At 70.9% G+C, this 16,410-nt stretch carries 11 protein-coding genes and 1 pseudogene; 5 read left to right on the forward strand and 7 right to left on the reverse strand.

Features of this window, described 5'->3' with window-relative positions; genetic code table 11:
- Positions 1-342: 342 nt before the first annotated feature.
- The 3 genes from ACFY1S_RS16795 to ACFY1S_RS16805 all read left to right on the forward strand — a co-directional run bounded on the left by ACFY1S_RS16795 (position 343) and on the right by ACFY1S_RS16805 (position 6,154).
- Positions 343-2,136: a PIG-L family deacetylase gene (locus ACFY1S_RS16795; RefSeq protein ID WP_387118397.1), complete on the forward strand. Its 1,794-nt coding sequence runs from the start codon at positions 343-345 to the stop codon at positions 2,134-2,136.
- A gap of 158 nt (positions 2,137-2,294) precedes the next feature.
- Positions 2,295-2,864 carry a hypothetical protein gene (locus tag ACFY1S_RS16800; protein ID WP_387118400.1) on the forward strand — a complete coding sequence of 190 codons (570 nt, stop codon included), beginning with the start codon at positions 2,295-2,297 and terminating at the stop codon, positions 2,862-2,864.
- Between the two features lie 212 nt (positions 2,865-3,076).
- Positions 3,077-6,154, forward strand: coding sequence for a S8 family serine peptidase (locus ACFY1S_RS16805; protein WP_387118403.1), 3,078 nt, complete (start codon positions 3,077-3,079; stop codon positions 6,152-6,154).
- A 48-nt stretch (positions 6,155-6,202) separates the two neighbouring features.
- Here ACFY1S_RS16805 and ACFY1S_RS16810 read toward each other — a convergent pair whose 3' ends face one another.
- The 6 genes and pseudogenes from ACFY1S_RS16810 to ACFY1S_RS16835 form a co-directional block, all read right to left on the reverse strand.
- The gene (locus ACFY1S_RS16810; RefSeq protein WP_387118407.1) at positions 6,203-6,979 is read right to left on the reverse strand and encodes a hypothetical protein; all 777 of its coding nucleotides are present in this window, start codon (positions 6,977-6,979) and stop codon (positions 6,203-6,205) included.
- 101 nt (positions 6,980-7,080) lie between these two features.
- Positions 7,081-10,545, reverse strand: coding sequence for a ThuA domain-containing protein (locus ACFY1S_RS16815; RefSeq protein WP_387118410.1), 3,465 nt, complete (start codon positions 10,543-10,545; stop codon positions 7,081-7,083).
- 182 nt (positions 10,546-10,727) lie between these two features.
- Positions 10,728-11,288, reverse strand: a complete 561-nt coding sequence (locus ACFY1S_RS16820; RefSeq protein ID WP_387118413.1) for a GNAT family N-acetyltransferase — start codon at positions 11,286-11,288, stop codon at positions 10,728-10,730.
- Between the two features lie 52 nt (positions 11,289-11,340).
- On the reverse strand, positions 11,341-12,006 hold the full coding sequence (locus ACFY1S_RS16825) for a uridylate kinase (protein ID WP_387118416.1): 666 nt from the start codon (positions 12,004-12,006) through the stop codon (positions 11,341-11,343).
- Positions 12,007-12,057: 51 nt separating this feature from the next.
- A complete protein-coding gene (locus tag ACFY1S_RS16830; RefSeq protein ID WP_387118419.1) occupies positions 12,058-12,666 on the reverse strand; it encodes an FAD-dependent oxidoreductase in 609 nt (202 codons plus the stop codon).
- Between the two features lie 346 nt (positions 12,667-13,012).
- A pseudogene (locus ACFY1S_RS16835) lies at positions 13,013-13,321 on the reverse strand (FAD-dependent monooxygenase); the annotation flags it as partial.
- On the opposite strand from ACFY1S_RS16835, the gene ACFY1S_RS16840 reads away from it, so the two are divergent.
- Complete coding sequence (locus ACFY1S_RS16840; RefSeq protein WP_387118422.1) at positions 13,212-13,928, forward strand: TetR/AcrR family transcriptional regulator C-terminal domain-containing protein; 717 nt, start codon at positions 13,212-13,214, stop codon at positions 13,926-13,928. The pseudogene ACFY1S_RS16835 and the gene ACFY1S_RS16840 overlap by 110 nt on opposite strands.
- On the opposite strand, the gene ACFY1S_RS16845 is transcribed toward ACFY1S_RS16840, so the two are convergent.
- Positions 13,915-14,886 (reverse strand): LysR family transcriptional regulator, encoded by a 972-nt coding sequence (locus ACFY1S_RS16845; RefSeq protein WP_387118425.1) that lies wholly within the window; start codon positions 14,884-14,886, stop codon positions 13,915-13,917. The two genes, ACFY1S_RS16840 and ACFY1S_RS16845, sit on opposite strands and share 14 nt — an antisense overlap.
- A gap of 123 nt (positions 14,887-15,009) precedes the next feature.
- Here ACFY1S_RS16845 and ACFY1S_RS16850 point away from each other — a divergent pair, with 123 nt between their 5' ends.
- Positions 15,010-16,257: an MFS transporter gene (locus ACFY1S_RS16850; protein ID WP_387118428.1), complete on the forward strand. Its 1,248-nt coding sequence runs from the start codon at positions 15,010-15,012 to the stop codon at positions 16,255-16,257.
- The last annotated feature ends 153 nt before the right edge of the window (positions 16,258-16,410 follow it).

The following is a 16,410-nucleotide window of genomic DNA, read 5'->3' on the forward strand; positions in this document are numbered from 1 at the left end:
CTCCCGCCCGCGCCACCGGCCCGCGCCGCGCCGCCTCCATCGAGAAACCCGCGTCGATATCTCCGATCACGAACCCCGAGGTGGGACCACGTCGTGCCCGGCGATCAGTCACGCCGTGCCGCCGTGCCGCCTCCGTTCACCCGATGACCTGCGCCGACAGGGGCTTCGAACCTGTCGCGCCGACGGCCGTGCCGGGCACGCCAGACACCGGAAAGCGGGGTAGCGCGGCCCAGAACGATCATGCAATGCTGGCCGCCCTTCCAGACCCGGATCGGGCACCGCCACCTGCGGCGGTGCCCTGATTCGCCGTGCGCTAGCCCGGAAAGGAGCAGAGAGATCGCCATGCCAAGTCTGATCATGCAGGTTGTCGCGCACGAGGACGACGACCTGCTGTTCATGAATCCCGACGTGAGCGCGAGCATCGCGGCCGGCGTTCCCAGCGTCACCGTGTACCTGAGCGCCGGCAACCTCACCGGCACCGGCACCACCGACGCGCAGCGGACCCGCAACCGGCAGCGGGGGGTCCAGGACGCCTACGCACGCATGGCCGGAGTGACGACCATCGCCCCGGGTCAGGCCGACTGGCGGGCGGATCTGCTCACGATCGCGGGTAGGCAGGTGGAGCGCTACCGGTTGACCGCCCGACCCGACGTGGCGCTGGTGTTTCTCAACCTGCACGACGGCCAGTTGGCCAACATCTACAGCGGGACGACAGACACGTCCGTCATTCCGGAGACCGGGGTGGTGACCACGTCGTTCTCCTACAAGCGCGCCGACGTCACAGCCGTGCTCAGTGGCCTGCTCGCGACGTACCAGCCGACGGTGCTGCGGTTCCAGGACCTCGACCCGGATGTCCGGTACGGCCCGCAGGAACACCCCGACCACCGCGCGACGGTCCGCTTCACCACCGATGCGGCCACGTCGTCGTCGAGTAAGGCGATCCAGGTCAGCTACCGGGACTACGAGATCAGCCAGTCCGTGGCCAACCTGTCGGCCGCCGCGGTCGCCGACAAGACCGCCACGCTCAGCCTGTACGCGAACTACGACGTGAAGTACGCGCCGAACAACTGGCCGGCCCGGGCGTACCGCAGGTGGGCTCGGGGGACCGCCTGGGTCGGTCGCAACGCGGACGGACGGCTCCAGACGTTCGTCGTCCGCAACGGGGTCGTCCACACCCAGTGGCAGACCGTGACCGGCGGCTGGTCGGCGCCACTCGCCATGAATGGGGCCGGCGGTCCGCTCGCGCCGACCCTCGCCGTGGGCAGCAACGCCGACGGCCGCCTCGAGATCTTCGCCCGCCGCCTCTCGGACCACCACATCGTCACCACCTTCCAGACCCAGCCGAACGGCGGCTGGCTCGCGTCGTGGGTGGATTTCGGCAGCCCCAACGCGGGATTGAGCAACGCCGACCAGATCGGCGTCCCGACGGTCAGTCGGAACGCGGACGGCCGGATGCAGATCTTCCTGAAGAACGGCGGCGGAGGGCTCAGCGCCAAGGCCCAGACCAGCGCCAACGGCAGCTGGGGCGGCTGGACCGACCTGCGGGGCACGGACGCGCAGGACGCCATCGCCGCGGTTCTCAACCCGAACGGCCGGATCGAGGTGTTCGCCGCCACCAGGACCGGAGTCCTGCACTGGGCACAGACCCAGCCGAACGGAGCGTTCGCCCTCAACACCCTTGCGACCCCCGCTCCCGCGAGCTCACCGCAGGTGGCCATCGGAGCGGACAGCCTCCTGCGGCTGGCCTACCGGCAGGAGAGCAGCGCGGAGGTGGCGATCTTCCGGCAGGTGTCGTCAGGCGGCACGTTCGACGCGACGCCGACGATCGTGACCGGCCCGACGGGAACGGGTGAGGTGGCGATCGTCAGCAACCCGTCCGACCGCAACGTGCCTGTCACCCTCTTCGCGCTGGGCTCGGACACGGCGGTGAGCGTGAACATGGAGTCGACATCGAGCGGCTCGTACGACGACGCCTGGACCCCGCTGGACGGTCCGACCATCGACTTCGCCGCCGCGGTGGACGCCGCCGGCCTGATCAACGTCTTCCGCATCGGTGTGGACGGTCTGGTCAGCGCCAGCCGCCAGGACAGCGTCGGCGGGCGCACGTTCGATCCCTGGCAACCGCTTCCCGCGTAGCTCCCCGGCATCCGGCCAGTCGGGCCGGCGTCGGGACCGACGTACCGAAAGAACTCTGGAGCGCCCGCTCCGGGGATGCCACCGACTGCCCGGGCACGGGCACGATTCGCACGGGGGAACGCACAATGCGCCGTCGCAGCTTCGTTCTGACGTCTGCCATGACCGGTGTCGGATGGAAGATCCCACTGCGGGAGCCGACGCCTTCGCAGCCCGCCGGGCCGGCCTCCGCGACGGCCGCCCCGGAGTCCGCCTCGACACCCGGCGCCTTCGGTCGGGCCGGGGTCTTCGTCCGTCGCGCCGAGATCCGGCACCCGACCCCTGACACGCAGCGGCAGGCGGCCCAGCCGATGCCGCGCCTGCAGGGCATCCGTCTGGCGGACAACCGTGGCGCCGGCTACGTCCGGTCGGTCCTTGACTTCGCCCTGCCCGGTCCGGCGACGGCCGCCCCTGCCGCGCTGGCGTCGCTGCGCTTCTACACGGTGCTGGCCGACCCTGACCCGCAGCTGCGGCGCCCGATCGTCGACGCGCCGTACACGGTGCACCTGGAGGTCGGGCGCAGCGACACCATCCTTGGGCAGCGGCCTGCGCCGCAGCGGGACCCGTTGGTGCTCAACACCGCGGTCTGGCACGCCGAGGGCATGTGCTTCGTCCAGTTCGGACTGGCCCGGCCGGTGAAGTTCCGGGTGACCGAGAAGGGTGATCAGCTGCTCGTCGACTTCCAGGCCTGACGAGCCCTCGCCGGGGCGTACGCCCTGCTCCGGCCGCGTTGGAAGAAAGTGATCTAGGCGCGGCTGACACATCGTGATCTTATGTGCACCAGCGATCCGTAACACCGCGCAAATCGTCGATTAACCATCGACGGCTTAGGTGGGGGAGCGCTCCCACTGGCGGATCGCGATCGATGAGGGCAGCTCCACAGGGAGCAGGCGGAAGGAGCCTCGTGGCTAACGGCACGAGCGGGAACAGGCTGCGAAGACTGGCGCTACCGGCGCTGGTCGTCGCCATGATCACCGGCACAACCGGTGTAGCGGGACCGGCGTCGGCGGCCCCCGGAGACGGGCCGCCCCACAACGGCGTGGGCTACTTCTCCGGCGGGTCCGACCGGAAGGTCACCCTGACCGACGGGGCGGACCGTCGCCCCGACAGCGAGCGCGCGGACAACCCCAAGGCCGCCGTCGACGCGACCGGAACGGGCGTGTACGTCGTCCAACTGGCCGAGGAACCACTCACCACGTACGTCGGCGGGACCTCGGGGCTGACGCGGACCCGGCCGACGCCCGGCAACCGTCTGGACGTCACGTCGGGGCCGTCGCAGGCGTACCGCCGACACCTCGACGCCCAGCGGACCGCCGTCGCCGGCTCGGCAGGTGTCCAGGTCAAGGCCGCGTACACCACCGCCTTCAACGGGTTCTCGGCGAAGCTGACAGCCCAGCAGGCGACCGCGTTGCGGGCGGACAAGCGTGTCCGCGCCGTCACCGCCGCGCAGGCCCTCGGCACCCGCTCGAAGGCGCCCCTCGCGCCTGCCCCCGCCGCCACGGCCCCCGCCGCCACGGCCCCCGCCGCCACGGCCCCCGCGACCACGGCCGGGGCAGACCCGACGACGGCCAAGCCGGCCAAGCCCGGCCCCGCCACCGGTGCGGGCATGGTGATCGGCGTCCTGGACACCGGCATCTGGCCGGAGAGCGCGTCGTTCGCCAGGAAGATGCCCGCCCCCGCCGGCTGGCGCGGCACCTGCCAGACCGGAGTCGCGTTCGTGGCCGAGCACTGCAACGGCAAGATCGTCGGTGCCCGGTACTTCGCCGACACGTGGCTCGCCGGCGGCGGCTCCGTACCCGAGGGCGAGGTGCTGTCCGCCCGCGACATGGCCGGGCACGGTACGCACACCGCGTCCACGGCTGCCGGTCTGCCGATCTCGGACGTCACCATCGACGGCCGGCGCTTCGACCCGATCTCCGGGGTGGCACCGGACGCCCAGATCGCCGTCTACAAGGTGCTCTGGGGCGGTATGGGCTACGACGCCGACATCATCGCCGGCATCGACGCCGCCGTCGCCGACGGGGTGCAGGTCCTGAACTTCTCGATCGGCTCGGAGCTCGGCGACTGGGAGGCGAACACCCCCATCGGCATCGCCTTCCTCAACGCCACCCTGTCCGGGGTCTTCGTGGCGGCGTCGGCCGGGAACACAGGCATCGTGAGCGGTGCCATCAGCAACGCGGCGCCCTGGGTGACCACTGTCGGCGCAGCGGTGACGCACCTCGACGAGGCGACGGTCAGGCTGGGTGACGGCACGAAGCTGGTCGGTGGCTCACTCGACGCGTTGCCCGGTGGCGCCTCGAGCGCGATGGTCTTCGGCGAGCGGGCCGGATCACTGGATCTGGGCGCGGTGTACTGCGAACCGGGCAGCCTCGACCCCGCCAAGATCAAGGGCAAGGTGGTCGCCTGCGCGCTGTCCGACACGTTCGGCTCCGCCGCCGAGGTCAAGGAGAAGGGCGGCGCCGCGATGGTGCTGTTCGACCCGGTCGGCAACTACCGGGTCAACTCGATCTACAACTTCCCGGTGGTGTACCTGCCGACCGAGAAGCAGGCTGGCATCCTCTTCAACTACCTGATGCGCCACCCCGCCGACGCGACGGTGTCCCTGCGCAACGGCGGTGACGGCTCCAGCGTCCCCGGCGTGCCGAGCGTCGCGGACTTCTCCTCCACCGGACCGGACAAGGTGACCTTCGGCGTCTTCAAGCCGGACCTGGTCGCGCCGGGGTCGGACATCATCGCCGCGGTGTCACCGGCGGGCAACTTCGGGCGGCAGTACGACGCGTACTCGGGCACCTCGATGGCCTCGCCGTACGTGGCCGGCGCGGCGGCGATCCTGCGCGCCGCGCACCCGGAGTGGTCGCCGGGCGCGGTCGCCTCCGCGCTGCGGACCACCGCCACCGACACCGTCGGCACCAGCAGCCCTCTGGACCAGGGCAGCGGCTTCATCAACCTCGCCCGGGCCAAGGACCCCGGACTGGTCATCGAGCCGACGGCGGCGGAGCTGACCGAGTTCAGCGAGACGGCCGCACCCGACGGCAAGGAACTCAACCTGCCGGCCATCTCGCTGCGCGAGTACGACGGGACCCGTCCGGTGACCGTCACCCGCACCCTGACCAACGTGGGCAGGGAGCGGGAGACGTACCGGTCGTCGGTGTCCGGCCTGGCCGGCATGAAGGTCACCGTCACGCCCGCGTCGGTGACGCTGGCGCCGGGCAGGTCCGCCACGGTGACGATCACGCTGCGCCGGGGAAGCGCGCCCTTCGACCGGTACGTGACCGGGTCGATCACCTGGAAGGGAAGGGCGCACAACGCCCGGATCCCGGTCGCCGCCCGCCCATGGGGGATCAGCCCCCGGCCGTACGGGGACGACGGCGAGGAGTTCGGCCGGATGACAAGCGGGTCCTTCGGCATGATCCAGCCGGGCTTCACCGGGCCGCTCGCGGGTCGCAGCACCGGCTACACACCGGTGCGGCGCACGTCGTACTCGATGCCGGCAGGCGTCTACGGCGGCGTGTTCGACCCGAGCGCCTCCGGCGTGAAGAAGGTCGACTTCACCGTGCCGGCGAACACCGCAGGCATCATCGTCGAGGCCGACACCGAAGACCCGAACACGAACCTCGACCTGTACCTCTACAAGGGCGACACCCTGGTCTACAGCAGTGACAGGTACTGGACCAGCCTGGAGCAGGCGTACAAGTTCCTGCCCGAGCCGGGGCGCTACACCGCGTACGTGTTCGCGCAGGTGCCCGGTGGCCCGGTCGTCGACTTCGAACTGCGGCACACCATCATCGGTCGCAACGCCACGTATTCGCCCGCCACGTTGACGCTACCGCCGACGACGGAGCGCGGTCAGAGCGTCAACTTCACGTTGAAGCCGAACGGGCCACTGGCCGAGGGCGACTTCTGGGCGTACACCGAGTGGCGCACCAACGGCACGGTCATTCCCGGCAACCTCGTCTCCACCCAGCAGAGTGCCTGGCAGTAGTACATGAGAAAGCGCGGGGCGGTGCCGTCGGGCACCGCCCCGCGTTCGTCAGCGCTGCCAGGCGTCGATGCTCTTCACACCGTCGCGCAGGGTGCGGTCCAGGATGGCGGGGTTGCCGCTGCTGCCTTCCCAGCCCTGGTCGTCGAACACGGTGACGACTCCGTCGACCCGGGCCACGGCGATCTGGCTGGAGGCGTCGCCGCCGGTCCGCTCGCCGTTGAGGCTCGTCTCCGCCCACGCGCGGGACACCAGCAACGCGTCGTCACCGACACCCGGCAACACCTGGCTCTTGACCGCTACCGGGTTCCCGCCCTGGTCGTACGAGGGGCACGCCTTCACCGCGTCGCGGAGGCGTTGCAGGTAGGCCACGGCGCCGTCACCGTCGAAGGTGAAGATGGTCTGGTGGATGATGCCCTGCGGCACGTTGGTGTCCGGCTCGCCGGCCTTCTTGTAGGTGACGGTCATCGCCGCGCTCGCGGTGACCTGCCGGCCACCGGTGCCGAACTCGTTGCCGCACAGCTTCGGTAGGGCCTCGGCGACCGGCGTCGTGCGCCGGGGCGACTTGCGCAGCTCGGCGGGCAGCTCGACGAAGGCCGACGTCGGGATGGTCGTCGGCGCGCCGGCGCTCGCGGATGGCTGGTCCGTCTGGCTCGGGGTGGTCGTCGCTGTCGTCGCTGTCGTCGGCGACGAGGTCGACGACACGACGTCGGTTCCCGCGTCGCCCGCCGTGCACGCACTGCCCAGCGTGACGGTGCCGAGCAACGGCAGGACGATGGCGAGCACCCGCGGCGCTCGGATGGTCGGTGGCGGTGTGTGCCGGCTCATCATTTCCCCCTCGCCTCTGCCCGACCAGTGCCCCCCGCCCGCCCAACGGAAACGCGTATACGACGGTGACGGACGCCCGCCCGCCCGTCACCAACCCGTGATCAGGTGACAGTGACGGTCAGGTTGATCGAGCGGGTCTCTCCGCTGGTGTAGGTGGTCGTGACCCGGGCGGTGTAGGTGCCCTTGCGGGGATAGCTGTGACTCGTCGACCGCAGCGTCGCGCCGTGGGTGATCGCGCTGTTGTCGCCGAAGTCCCACGCGTAGTCGGTGATGCTCTGCCCGGACGGCGCTGCCGCGGTGGCGGTGAGCGTGGTGGTCAGTGGCGCGGTGCCGCTGGCCGGGTTGGCGGCGAGGGACAGCATCCCGCCGGGCTCGTGTTTGACTCCGGCGCCGTTGAAGCGCAGCCAGTCCAGTGAGAGCAGGTCCGGTGTGCCGCCGACCTGGGCGGTGTTGACGAACGTGGCGTACAGGGTGGTCGTGCCTGCGGGTTTGTTGGTGAGCGTCACAGTCGGCGAGACCAGGTTGTCCCACCCGCCGGTCGAGCCGACGGCGGCCGAGCCGATGAGCGTGCCGGTGGGCGAGCCGGTCCGCAGCTCGACGGTGCCGCCGAGCCCGCCGTTGGTCAGCCCGAGCGTCACCGAGCCGATGTTGCGCAGGTCCACCGGCCCGTACGACACCCAGTCGTTGTGGTCGACGTCGCCGAGCCGCTTGCCGGCGCGGGCGGTGGCCCTGTCGTTCACGACCAGGCCGGACTGGCCGCTGAAGTGCTCGGCCTCCCTGCTCTTGGGCTGCAACCGCACGCGGGTCGAGCCGGTCAGAGCCGGTACGCCGCCGGGCGCGCCACCGTCGGTGTACTGCGCGGTGATCAGGGTGTAGAGGTTCTGTCCCGGCCCGTGCCCGTCGCCGGCGTCCGCCTCGGTGGCGAGCAGGCCCGAGCAGCCCGTGTAGACGTCCAGCGGGTGGGCGTGCGAGTCATGGCCGAGCTGCGTCTGCACCGTCACCCTGGAGCAGTCGATTGTGGTCTCCTCCGGGTCGGTGACAGTCACCGTGTACGGGATCGTGTCGCCGAAGTCGAAGAAGCCGCCGTCCGGCACGGTGATGGTCACCGTGGGCCGGGTGTTGCCGACCACCACGTCGGTGACAGTGGTGGCGGTCAACCCGTTGCCGCTGTTGCGCACGGTCAGTCGGGCGGTGTGCCGTCCGGCGGTCGGGTAGGTGTGGCTCGGGTTGGCCGCCGTGGAGTCGGTGGCGCCGTCGTTCGTGAAGTCCCAGGCGTAGCTGAGCGTCGATCCGTCGCCGGCGGACGACCCGGCCGAGGAGAAGGCCACGGTCAGCGGCGTGCGTCCGCTGTCCGGGGTGGCGACCATCTCGACGCTCGGCGGCCTGCCGTTGGCCACGTAGTCGATGCGGTAGATGCCCGCACCGGCGTTGCTGCCGCCGCGACCGCTGCCGGTGCCCTCACCGAAGTCGATGACGTAGAGCGACCCGTCCGGCCCGAACTCGGCCTCGAAAGGCTGGATCCAGCTCATGGTGTCGAAGATCCCGTTGATCGACTGGAGATCGCCGACGGCGGTGGGACCGAAGCGCGCGTTACCGAAGGTCTGCGCCGTCCTGTGGATCGAGAGTGTCTTGAACCACCCGCGGGTCAGCTCGTACGTGATCCACTTGCCCTCGAAGTACTCGGGGAACTTGGTGGTGCGGGTGTTCGCCGGGTCGTAGTCGTAGACCGGGCCGCTCATCGGACCACCGCCGCCCGTTCCCACCTCGGGGAACTGGGTGGAGGCGGAGTACGCGTACCAGACCAGTGCCGACTTCGACGCCGGCAGGTTCGTCAGACCCGTGTTGTTGGGGGAGTTGTTGACCGGTGCCGCGCAGGTGAACTTCGGCCCCGAGGTGCTGGTGGCGAAGTTGTAGTCGTTGAACGGGATGTTGTTGCCCACGCAGTACGGCCAGCCGTAGTTGCCGGCGGCGGTGATCCGGTTGAACTCGACGGTCCCCTCCGGACCACGGTTGGGGTCGGCGGCGCGGGCGTCCGGCCCGTAGTCGGCGACCAGCACGGCGTTGGACTGCGGCTCGATGGTGATCCGGAACGGGTTGCGCATGCCCATCGCGTAGATCTCCGGGCGGGTCCTCGCGGTGCCGACGGGGAAGAGGTTGCCGCTCGGGATGGTGTACGTACCGTCGGCCTGCGGGGTGATCCGTAGGATCTTGCCGCGCAGGTCGTTGGTGTTGCCGGCGGTGCCCTGGGCGTCCCAGGCGGCCCGGCCGGCGCGCTCGTCGACAGGTGTGTAACCGCTGGAGGCGAACGGGTCGGTGTTGTCGCCGATCGCGGCGTAGAGCCGACCGGCCGCGTCCATGGCCACTGACCCGCCCATGTGCGAGTTGGCCCGTCCCTCGCCCCGGTAGGTGGGGATGGTCAGCAGGCGCTTCTCCGAGGAGAGCGCGACGCTGTTGTTGGCGACGGTGAACCGGGACAGGTTGAGCTGCTTGAGGGTCTTGTCCGACCAGAGCAGGTAGATCCAGCCGTTGCTGGCGAAGTTGCGGTCCAGGGTCATGCCGAGCAGTCCGTCGGACTGGTCGGTCATCGCCGAGGTGTATGCGAGGTCCAGCAGCGTGGTGACGTGGAGGGTGTCGGAGTTGACGACCTTCAGCGCACCGGTGCGCTGGATGTAGTAGACCTTCCGGTCCGGGGCGACGGCCAGCTCGAACGGGTCGGCCAGGTTCTCGGTGACCAGTCCCACCCGCTCGAAGTTGCCGGTCTCGGTGGCCGAGCAGTCGCCGGCGACCGCGCCGGCGGCCCACTCGATGCCGTAGCGCAGGTGCTCCAGGAAGGGTGCGGAGGTGAACTGGGAGCTGGCGTGACCGCCGGCCGTGAACCAGGACCGGCCGCCGTCGTAGCGCTGACACCAGGAGTACGCGTGGTCGACGCCCTCGTCCAGGCCGTTGATCCCGTCGCGCACCTTGATCTGTGCGAGGGTGTGCACGTTGCCTGTCGGGTTGGTCCGCCAGTTGTACCACTCCTCGCTCTGCTCCCAGAGTTCCGGCAGGTTACGGGTGGAGGGGTGCGCCCGGTCGAGCACCTTGACCCGGCCGGGGAAGGTGCCGCCGGTGGCGGAGAAGTCGGGGTGGTAGTCGAAGATCGTGCCGACCAGGCCCTCGTACCACTGCCAGTCGCGTTCGCTCGCCGAGGCGGCGTGCAGGCCGGCCCAGCCACCGCCGTTGCGGATGAACGTCTGCAACGCCGCGCGCTGGCTGGCGTTGAGCAGGTCGCCGGAGGCGGGGGTGGAGTTGGTGTTGTTGAAGACCAGGGCGTCGAAGGTGGCGAGGTTGGCGTCCGTGAACGCACCCGCGTCGGTGGTGGCGACCACCTCGAAGTTGTTCGTGGCGCCGAGTTGCTGAATCGCGGCCACGCCGGCCGGGATCGAGTCGTGGTAGTAGTTTGTGATCTTGGAGAAGACCAGCACCCGGAAGCGCGGGGCGGCCTCGGCGGGCAGGGCGGTGGTGGTGCTCACCACGGCGGCGATGGCGAGCAGGATGAGGCCGGACGCGCGGAGGTGTCGGGGCATGGGGGCGCTCCCTGTCGGACGGTGAGGGTCGGAAAGCGCTTTCTCGCTGCCCACATCACGGTACTGATAGCCAGTGAAGACCGTCAATAGCGCCGTGGTAAGCGTTTTCCTGCCGCGACAACGGCTGCTGGCCGCCAATTCCTGCCCGGGGCCTCCGCCTGCCTCGGGTTCTACGGCTGCTCCTACCGTGTCGCCTCCCGACGCCAGGTCTCGGCGAGGAGGCCGTAGGTGTAACCGTCCACCCAGCCCCGCTCGGCGTGCCAGGAATCGCCGACGCCGTGCTGCTCACGACGCATCCCGACTTTCTCGAGGATGCGCACCGAGGCGAGATTGTCCGCGAAGCAGCCGGCGGTGATCCTCCGGACGCCCAGTTGCCCGAACGCGTGCGCCACCATCGCGGTGACCGCCTCTGTCGCGTAGCCGTGGCCGCCGTAGGCGGGATCGAAGACGTAGCCGAGCCGGGCCTCGGTCCGCGGTGGCATGCCGGGTTGGCCCATGCCGTCGACGACGTCGAGCGAGACGGTTCCGATCACCACACCCTCGAGCGTGACCGCCATGCTGTGGTCGTCGGGGTCCGCCGCCGCGCGTTGCCACGCCGCGCGAAAGGAATCCGGGTCGACCCGCGTACTGAGTAGCCAGCGCGTGACCTGCGGCAGATTGCGGTACTCCAGGATCCGGTCGACGTCCTCGTCCCGCACCGGACGGAGCTCCAGGCGTTCGGTGCGTACGGCGGTGTTCTCCATGAGGCGGCACGCTAGCCGACGCGCCCCGGCGGGACGCCCGATTATCGGGCCGTCAGGAGTCTGCTCGGATCTCCCAGGCAGGCCGTTGGGGCTCGTCGTTGTGCACGACGATGTCGGCGTGATCGGTCGGGCGGGCCGTGGCGAAGTAGAGCTGTTGGGAGGGGATGTAGCGCTCGCGCCAGCGCCGTTCGACGTCGGGCCGGCGCTCCCGGACCAGCGCGCGCTCAACTGTCCTGTCGAGCGTGGTCGACACGAAGACGCGCAGGTCCCACCTGTCGATCAGTTCCGGGCGCAGGAGGAAGACGCCGTCGAAGAGCAGCACGGCGTCGGCGGGGGCGGTCGTGACCGGCGGGGACAGGACGCCGTCCGTCGTGTGGTCGTAGACAGCGGGTTGGAAGCGCCGATCTCCGCCGGGGCCGAGCGGGTCGAGCAGGACCCGGTTCAGCGCGTCGTGGTCGTGGGTGTCGTGGTAGCAGCCCTCGGCCGAGTACTCGCCGCGCGGATAGCGCTGCGCCCTGGGGAAGAGGAAATCGTCGACGGTCGCCCGGATGACGTCGCGGCCCCGTTCCCGCAGGACGACTGCCAGTTCGTCGGCGAGGGTGGTCTTGCCTGTCGCTGGCGGTCCGTCGACGGCGACCCGCGTCGGGTGGGCGACCGCGACGCCTGCGACCGCGTCGGCGAGGCGGCGCAGCATCTCGTCGCGGGTGCCGTGCTCCATGTCCTGCCCCGTTCTTGCCTGGCGAAGGGACGCCGTGTCCGGCACGGCGCCTCAGGTGGTGGACGCCGGTTCGGCGGGCCGGGGCGTGAAGAAGCGGACGATGTCGTCCGCCGCGGTGGGGGACAGCATCATCGCCTGCACCCGTGCGGACATCTCGGCGATCGGGTGGATCCGCGCGAACATCGCGTCCTCGTACGTCCGGATCGCCGCGTCCGGGTTGGCGGGGTTCGCGGCGAGGTGGCCGGCGAGTTCGGCGGCGTCGAGCATGGCCTGGTTGGCGCCCTCGCCGACCGGCGCCATGAGGTGCGCGGCGTCGCCGATGAGCGTGACACCCGGCCGGCTGGACCAGCGCGTGTCGGTGGGCGTCGCCTCGATCAGGCGCGGCGTCGGCGCGCTGTCGGCGGCCTCGATGAGCGCGGTGAGGCGGGGGTCCCAGCCGGCGAAGATGTCCAGCAGCGCGGACTTGTCACGGAGGGCGTCGAGGGGGTGGTCGCCCGCGCGCAGGGAGATCCCGACGCGGAGGCTGCCGTCGCCGAGGCGCTGCGCGGAGAGTATCTGGTTCACGCCGACGGCCCACAGGTTTCCGGGGCCGACCAGGTCGGCGAGGTGGGGGTGCCGGCGGTCGACGTCGCCGACGGCCAGCTCCACCACAGTGGACACCGGGGAGAGTAGGACGTCGACGAGCAGCGGTCGGACGATCGAGCGTGCGCCGTCCGCGCCGACGAGGATGTCGCAGTCGCTCCGGTGGCCGCCCTCGAAGGCCAGTTCCCAGCCTCCGGACGGTCGCGGGGGTCGCCGCGACGAGCCGGCGCCGCCAGACGACCGTGTCGCCCGGGAGGGAGTCGAGCAGGAGGTCCCGCAGCGCGCTGCGGTCGATCTCGGGACGCCCGGAGAACGAGCCAGGTTGCGGCTCGTGGTGCACCAGGGTGCGGCCGTTCGGGTCGAGGATGCGATGCTCCTCGCCCTCGGGCCGCGCCTGCGACCGGAAACTGTCGGCGAGGCCCGCCTCGGCCAGGGCCCGTTGCCCGGACTCCGGGTGCAGGTCGAGCGTGCCGCCCTGCGACCGGGCGGACCGGCCCGCGTCGCGCTCGTACACCACCGAGCCGATGCCGTGGAGGTGCAGGACCCGCGCCAACGTCAGCCCGCCAACTCCGCCACCGGCGATCGCGATTCGCATGTTCATCCCCTTGCCGTACACTGTATTGATGTATACACCGTACGGTAGCGCGGCGTTGCCCGTCTGGGAACGGCCCGAGCCCCAGCCGCGGGCGGTGCCGGTGCCGTTGAGCCGCGAGAAGATCGCCGCGGCGGCCATCCGGCTCGCCGACGCGCGCGGCCTCGACGGGCTGTCGATCCGCAAGATCGCCAAAGAGCTCGGGGTCGGCCCGATGCGGCTGTACGACTATGTGCTCAACAGGTCCGAACTGCTCGATCTCATGGTCGACGTCGTCTACGCCCGGATCGCCGAGGTCGACCAGCACCAGGAGTGGCGGGCCACGGTGCTGGCCATCGCCCACGCGACCCGCCGCGCCGCCCTCGACCACGAGTGGTTCTCCGACCTGCTCGGGGCGAGACCCCACCTGGGTCCTCACGCGCTCGCCGTGGGCGAGGCGACTGCTGCGGCACTGAGCCGGTCACCCCGGGTGCGCGACGTCGGCGATCTTCAGCGGGCACTGGGCGCCCTCAACGGCTTCCTCGTCGGGGCGATCCGCAGGGAGGTCACCGAGCGTCGCACCGCCCGCTCCACAGGCACCGACGAGGCCGCCTGGCAGGCCAGCCTCGGCCCCTACCTCACCCGCATGCTGGAGACCGGCAGGTACCCAACCATCGCCCGGCTCGTCATCGACGGCTCGCACCTCGACGCCGAGGAGACCTTCAGCCACAACCTGACAACCGTCCTGGACGGCATCACCGGCGCGTGACGGGCGGGCGTCCGTCGGCACCCGGATCGGCCGTCGCCGCCCAGGTCGGACGCCAGGTGTCCAGCGGCAGCGGTGGCAGGCCCCGCAGGTGTGCGATGACCGCCCGCAGACCGGGGTGCGGATCCGCTCGCGGCAGAAGGAGCGAGAGCGGGTAGGCGAGCGTCGGGTTCACGATGGGGATGCGGCGCAGGTCGTGGCTCGCCGGCCAGAGGTACCTGTCGCGCGAGCCGACGAGGGTCGCCACGTCGGCGGAGTCCGCGAGGACGTCCAGCAGCACCTCGTCGCCGAAGTGCGGCCCGGCCGCGTCGACACGGAGGTCGAAGACGGTGACGAGCTGATCGTAGAAGTCCGCCCACTCGCTTCGCGGCGCGATACCCGGCACCCAGATCCGGTGCCGGCGCAGCTGGCCGGGTGTCAGCGTCCGTGCGGAGGAGAGCGGGTGTCGCGGGCCGACGAGGAGTTCCAGCGGGGAGTCAAACGCGTGGATCATCCGTACGTCGCGCGGCAGCGTGGCCCTGTCGGTCACCGAGCGGAACGACGCGTCGACCTCGCCGGCCTGGACCGCGGCGACCGCCGCGCGCGGGTCGTCGACGCGCAGGGTCACCACGTCGAGGGCGGTTTCCGAATGCGCGCGCCAGAAGTCGTGCAGGACCACGGCCTGCGCGGACCGCAGGCCGAGAACGTCGATCCGCAGGGCCCGCGAGCCCGGCCGGATCGCGGCGACGGCACGGTCGGCCCCCGCCACGACGGCCCGGGCGTGCGCGAGGAAAGCCTGGCCGTCGAGCGTCAGCTCGACCCCTCGGGCGGTACGCGTGAACAACCGCACGCCGAGTTCGCGTTCGAGAGCGGCGATCCGCTTCGACACGGCCTGCTGCGTCACGCCCAGCTCGTCGGCGGCGTGCCGCAGTTGCCCGAGTTCCGCCGCGCGGACGAACGACCGCACCCCCTCGGTATCCACCTGCCCATTATGCGAACGCACAACCGATGGTTGTGGCTCGCCCGCCTGGCGGTTGTTTGACCTGTGGCGGGTGCGCCAGGTGTGCTGCGCAGGCCCGGACATCGGTTGTGGCGAGGGGGTCGCATGCGCGTACGGTTGGGCCCCGACTTCGGGTGGATGTGGTCGGCGTACGCGGTCAGCACCTACGGCACGTGGATCGCCTTCGGGGCGTTCCCGCTGATCGCGGTGAACGTGCTGGGCTCGCCGGCGTTCGCCGTGTCGCTCCTGGACGCGGCCGGACTCGCCGTCTCGGCGACTGTCGCCGTCGCGCTCGGGCCGTGGGTCGAGCACCGGGCCAAACGGCCGGTGATGATCGCGATGGACCTGATCCGGTTCGCCGCGATGGCGAGCGTGCCTGTCGCGTACGCCCTGGGTCTGCTCTCCTACGGCCACCTGCTTGTCGTCTCGGTCGTCTCCGGGACGGCGGGCATCGCCTTCAGCGCGGCGTCCGGCGCGTACCTGAAACACCTCGTCCGCCGCCACCACCTCCTGGTGGCGAACGGTCGGTTCGAGGGCACGAGCTGGGTGGCGACCGCTGCCGGTCCGCCCCTCGGTGGTGCGCTCGTCGGGCTGCTCGGACCGGTCGTCACCGTCCTGGCCGACGCCGTCAGCTACCTGCTGTCCGCGATCGCGGTCGGACGCGTCGGCGGAGGTGACGTCGCGGCGCCCCGGGACCGGGTCACCCGGCTGCGCGCCGTCGACCTCCTGCGGGGCTGGCGGTTCATCCTCGGCGACCGCGTGCTGCGGGGCCTGTTCCTCAACTCGATAGTGGTCGGTGGCCTCATCATGGCCACCGCGCCGCTGCTGGCCGTCCTCCTGCTGGGCGAGTACCACCTCCCGGCCTGGCAGTACGGTCTCGCCTTCGGCGTTCCGGCGCTCGGCGGCTTCGTGGGCGCGCGGCTGTCCGCGCGTCTCGTGGCCCGCCACGGTAGGCACCGGGTCATGATCGTCTCCGGTTGGCTGCGGTCGCTCTTCCCACTCGGTCTGGCGTTCGTCGGTCCCGGCATCCCCGGGCTCGTCACGGTGATCGTGGTGGAGGGCCTGCTGATCACCTGCATGGGCGTCTTCAACCCGATCTGCGCCACCGAACGCCTGCAACGCATTCCCGCCGACCACACCGCCCGGATCCTCAGCACGTGGAGCGCCACCGGCAAGCTCCTGCAGGCCGTGCTCATGGTGATCTGGGGTGTTCTGGCCACCCTCACCAGCCCGCTCGCCGCCATCACCATGTCCGGCGTCCTCCTGCTCGCCACCCCGCTCCTGCTGCCCGGACGGACACACTGGTCCGCCCCCGAGCCGGCCTCGCCCGCCCAGGACGTCCGGGTCGCCTGACCCACGGCGACGCCCCGGGTGCCGCAGACTGTGCAGATGCCGGACGTGACAACCCCTCGGGTCGTGGCGGGGAGGACCTCGCCGCGTTCACCAGCGCTGTGGAGTCGGCACACGTCGCCGCTCGCGGCGCCGACCTCCCTGCCCCTCCGAACC

Source organism: Micromonospora sp. NPDC000663, from assembly GCF_042898105.1.
Taxonomy (GTDB): Bacteria; Actinomycetota; Actinomycetes; order Mycobacteriales; family Micromonosporaceae; genus Micromonospora.

Excerpts from the sequence above, each read along its gene's own strand:
- ACFY1S_RS16820 (WP_387118413.1), bottom strand. The coding sequence starts at position 11,288 with ATGGAGAACACCGCCGTACGCACCGAACGCCTGGAGCTCCGTCCGGTG.
- ACFY1S_RS16810 (WP_387118407.1), bottom strand. The coding sequence starts at position 6,979 with ATGAGCCGGCACACACCGCCACCGACCATCCGAGCGCCGCGGGTGCTC.
- ACFY1S_RS16800 (WP_387118400.1), top strand. The coding sequence starts at position 2,295 with ATGACCGGTGTCGGATGGAAGATCCCACTGCGGGAGCCGACGCCTTCG.
- ACFY1S_RS16850 (WP_387118428.1), top strand. The coding sequence starts at position 15,010 with ATGCGCGTACGGTTGGGCCCCGACTTCGGGTGGATGTGGTCGGCGTAC.
- ACFY1S_RS16795 (WP_387118397.1), top strand. The coding sequence starts at position 343 with ATGCCAAGTCTGATCATGCAGGTTGTCGCGCACGAGGACGACGACCTG.
- ACFY1S_RS16840 (WP_387118422.1), top strand. The coding sequence starts at position 13,212 with ATGTATACACCGTACGGTAGCGCGGCGTTGCCCGTCTGGGAACGGCCC.
- ACFY1S_RS16825 (WP_387118416.1), bottom strand. The coding sequence starts at position 12,006 with ATGGAGCACGGCACCCGCGACGAGATGCTGCGCCGCCTCGCCGACGCG.
- ACFY1S_RS16815 (WP_387118410.1), bottom strand. The coding sequence starts at position 10,545 with ATGCCCCGACACCTCCGCGCGTCCGGCCTCATCCTGCTCGCCATCGCC.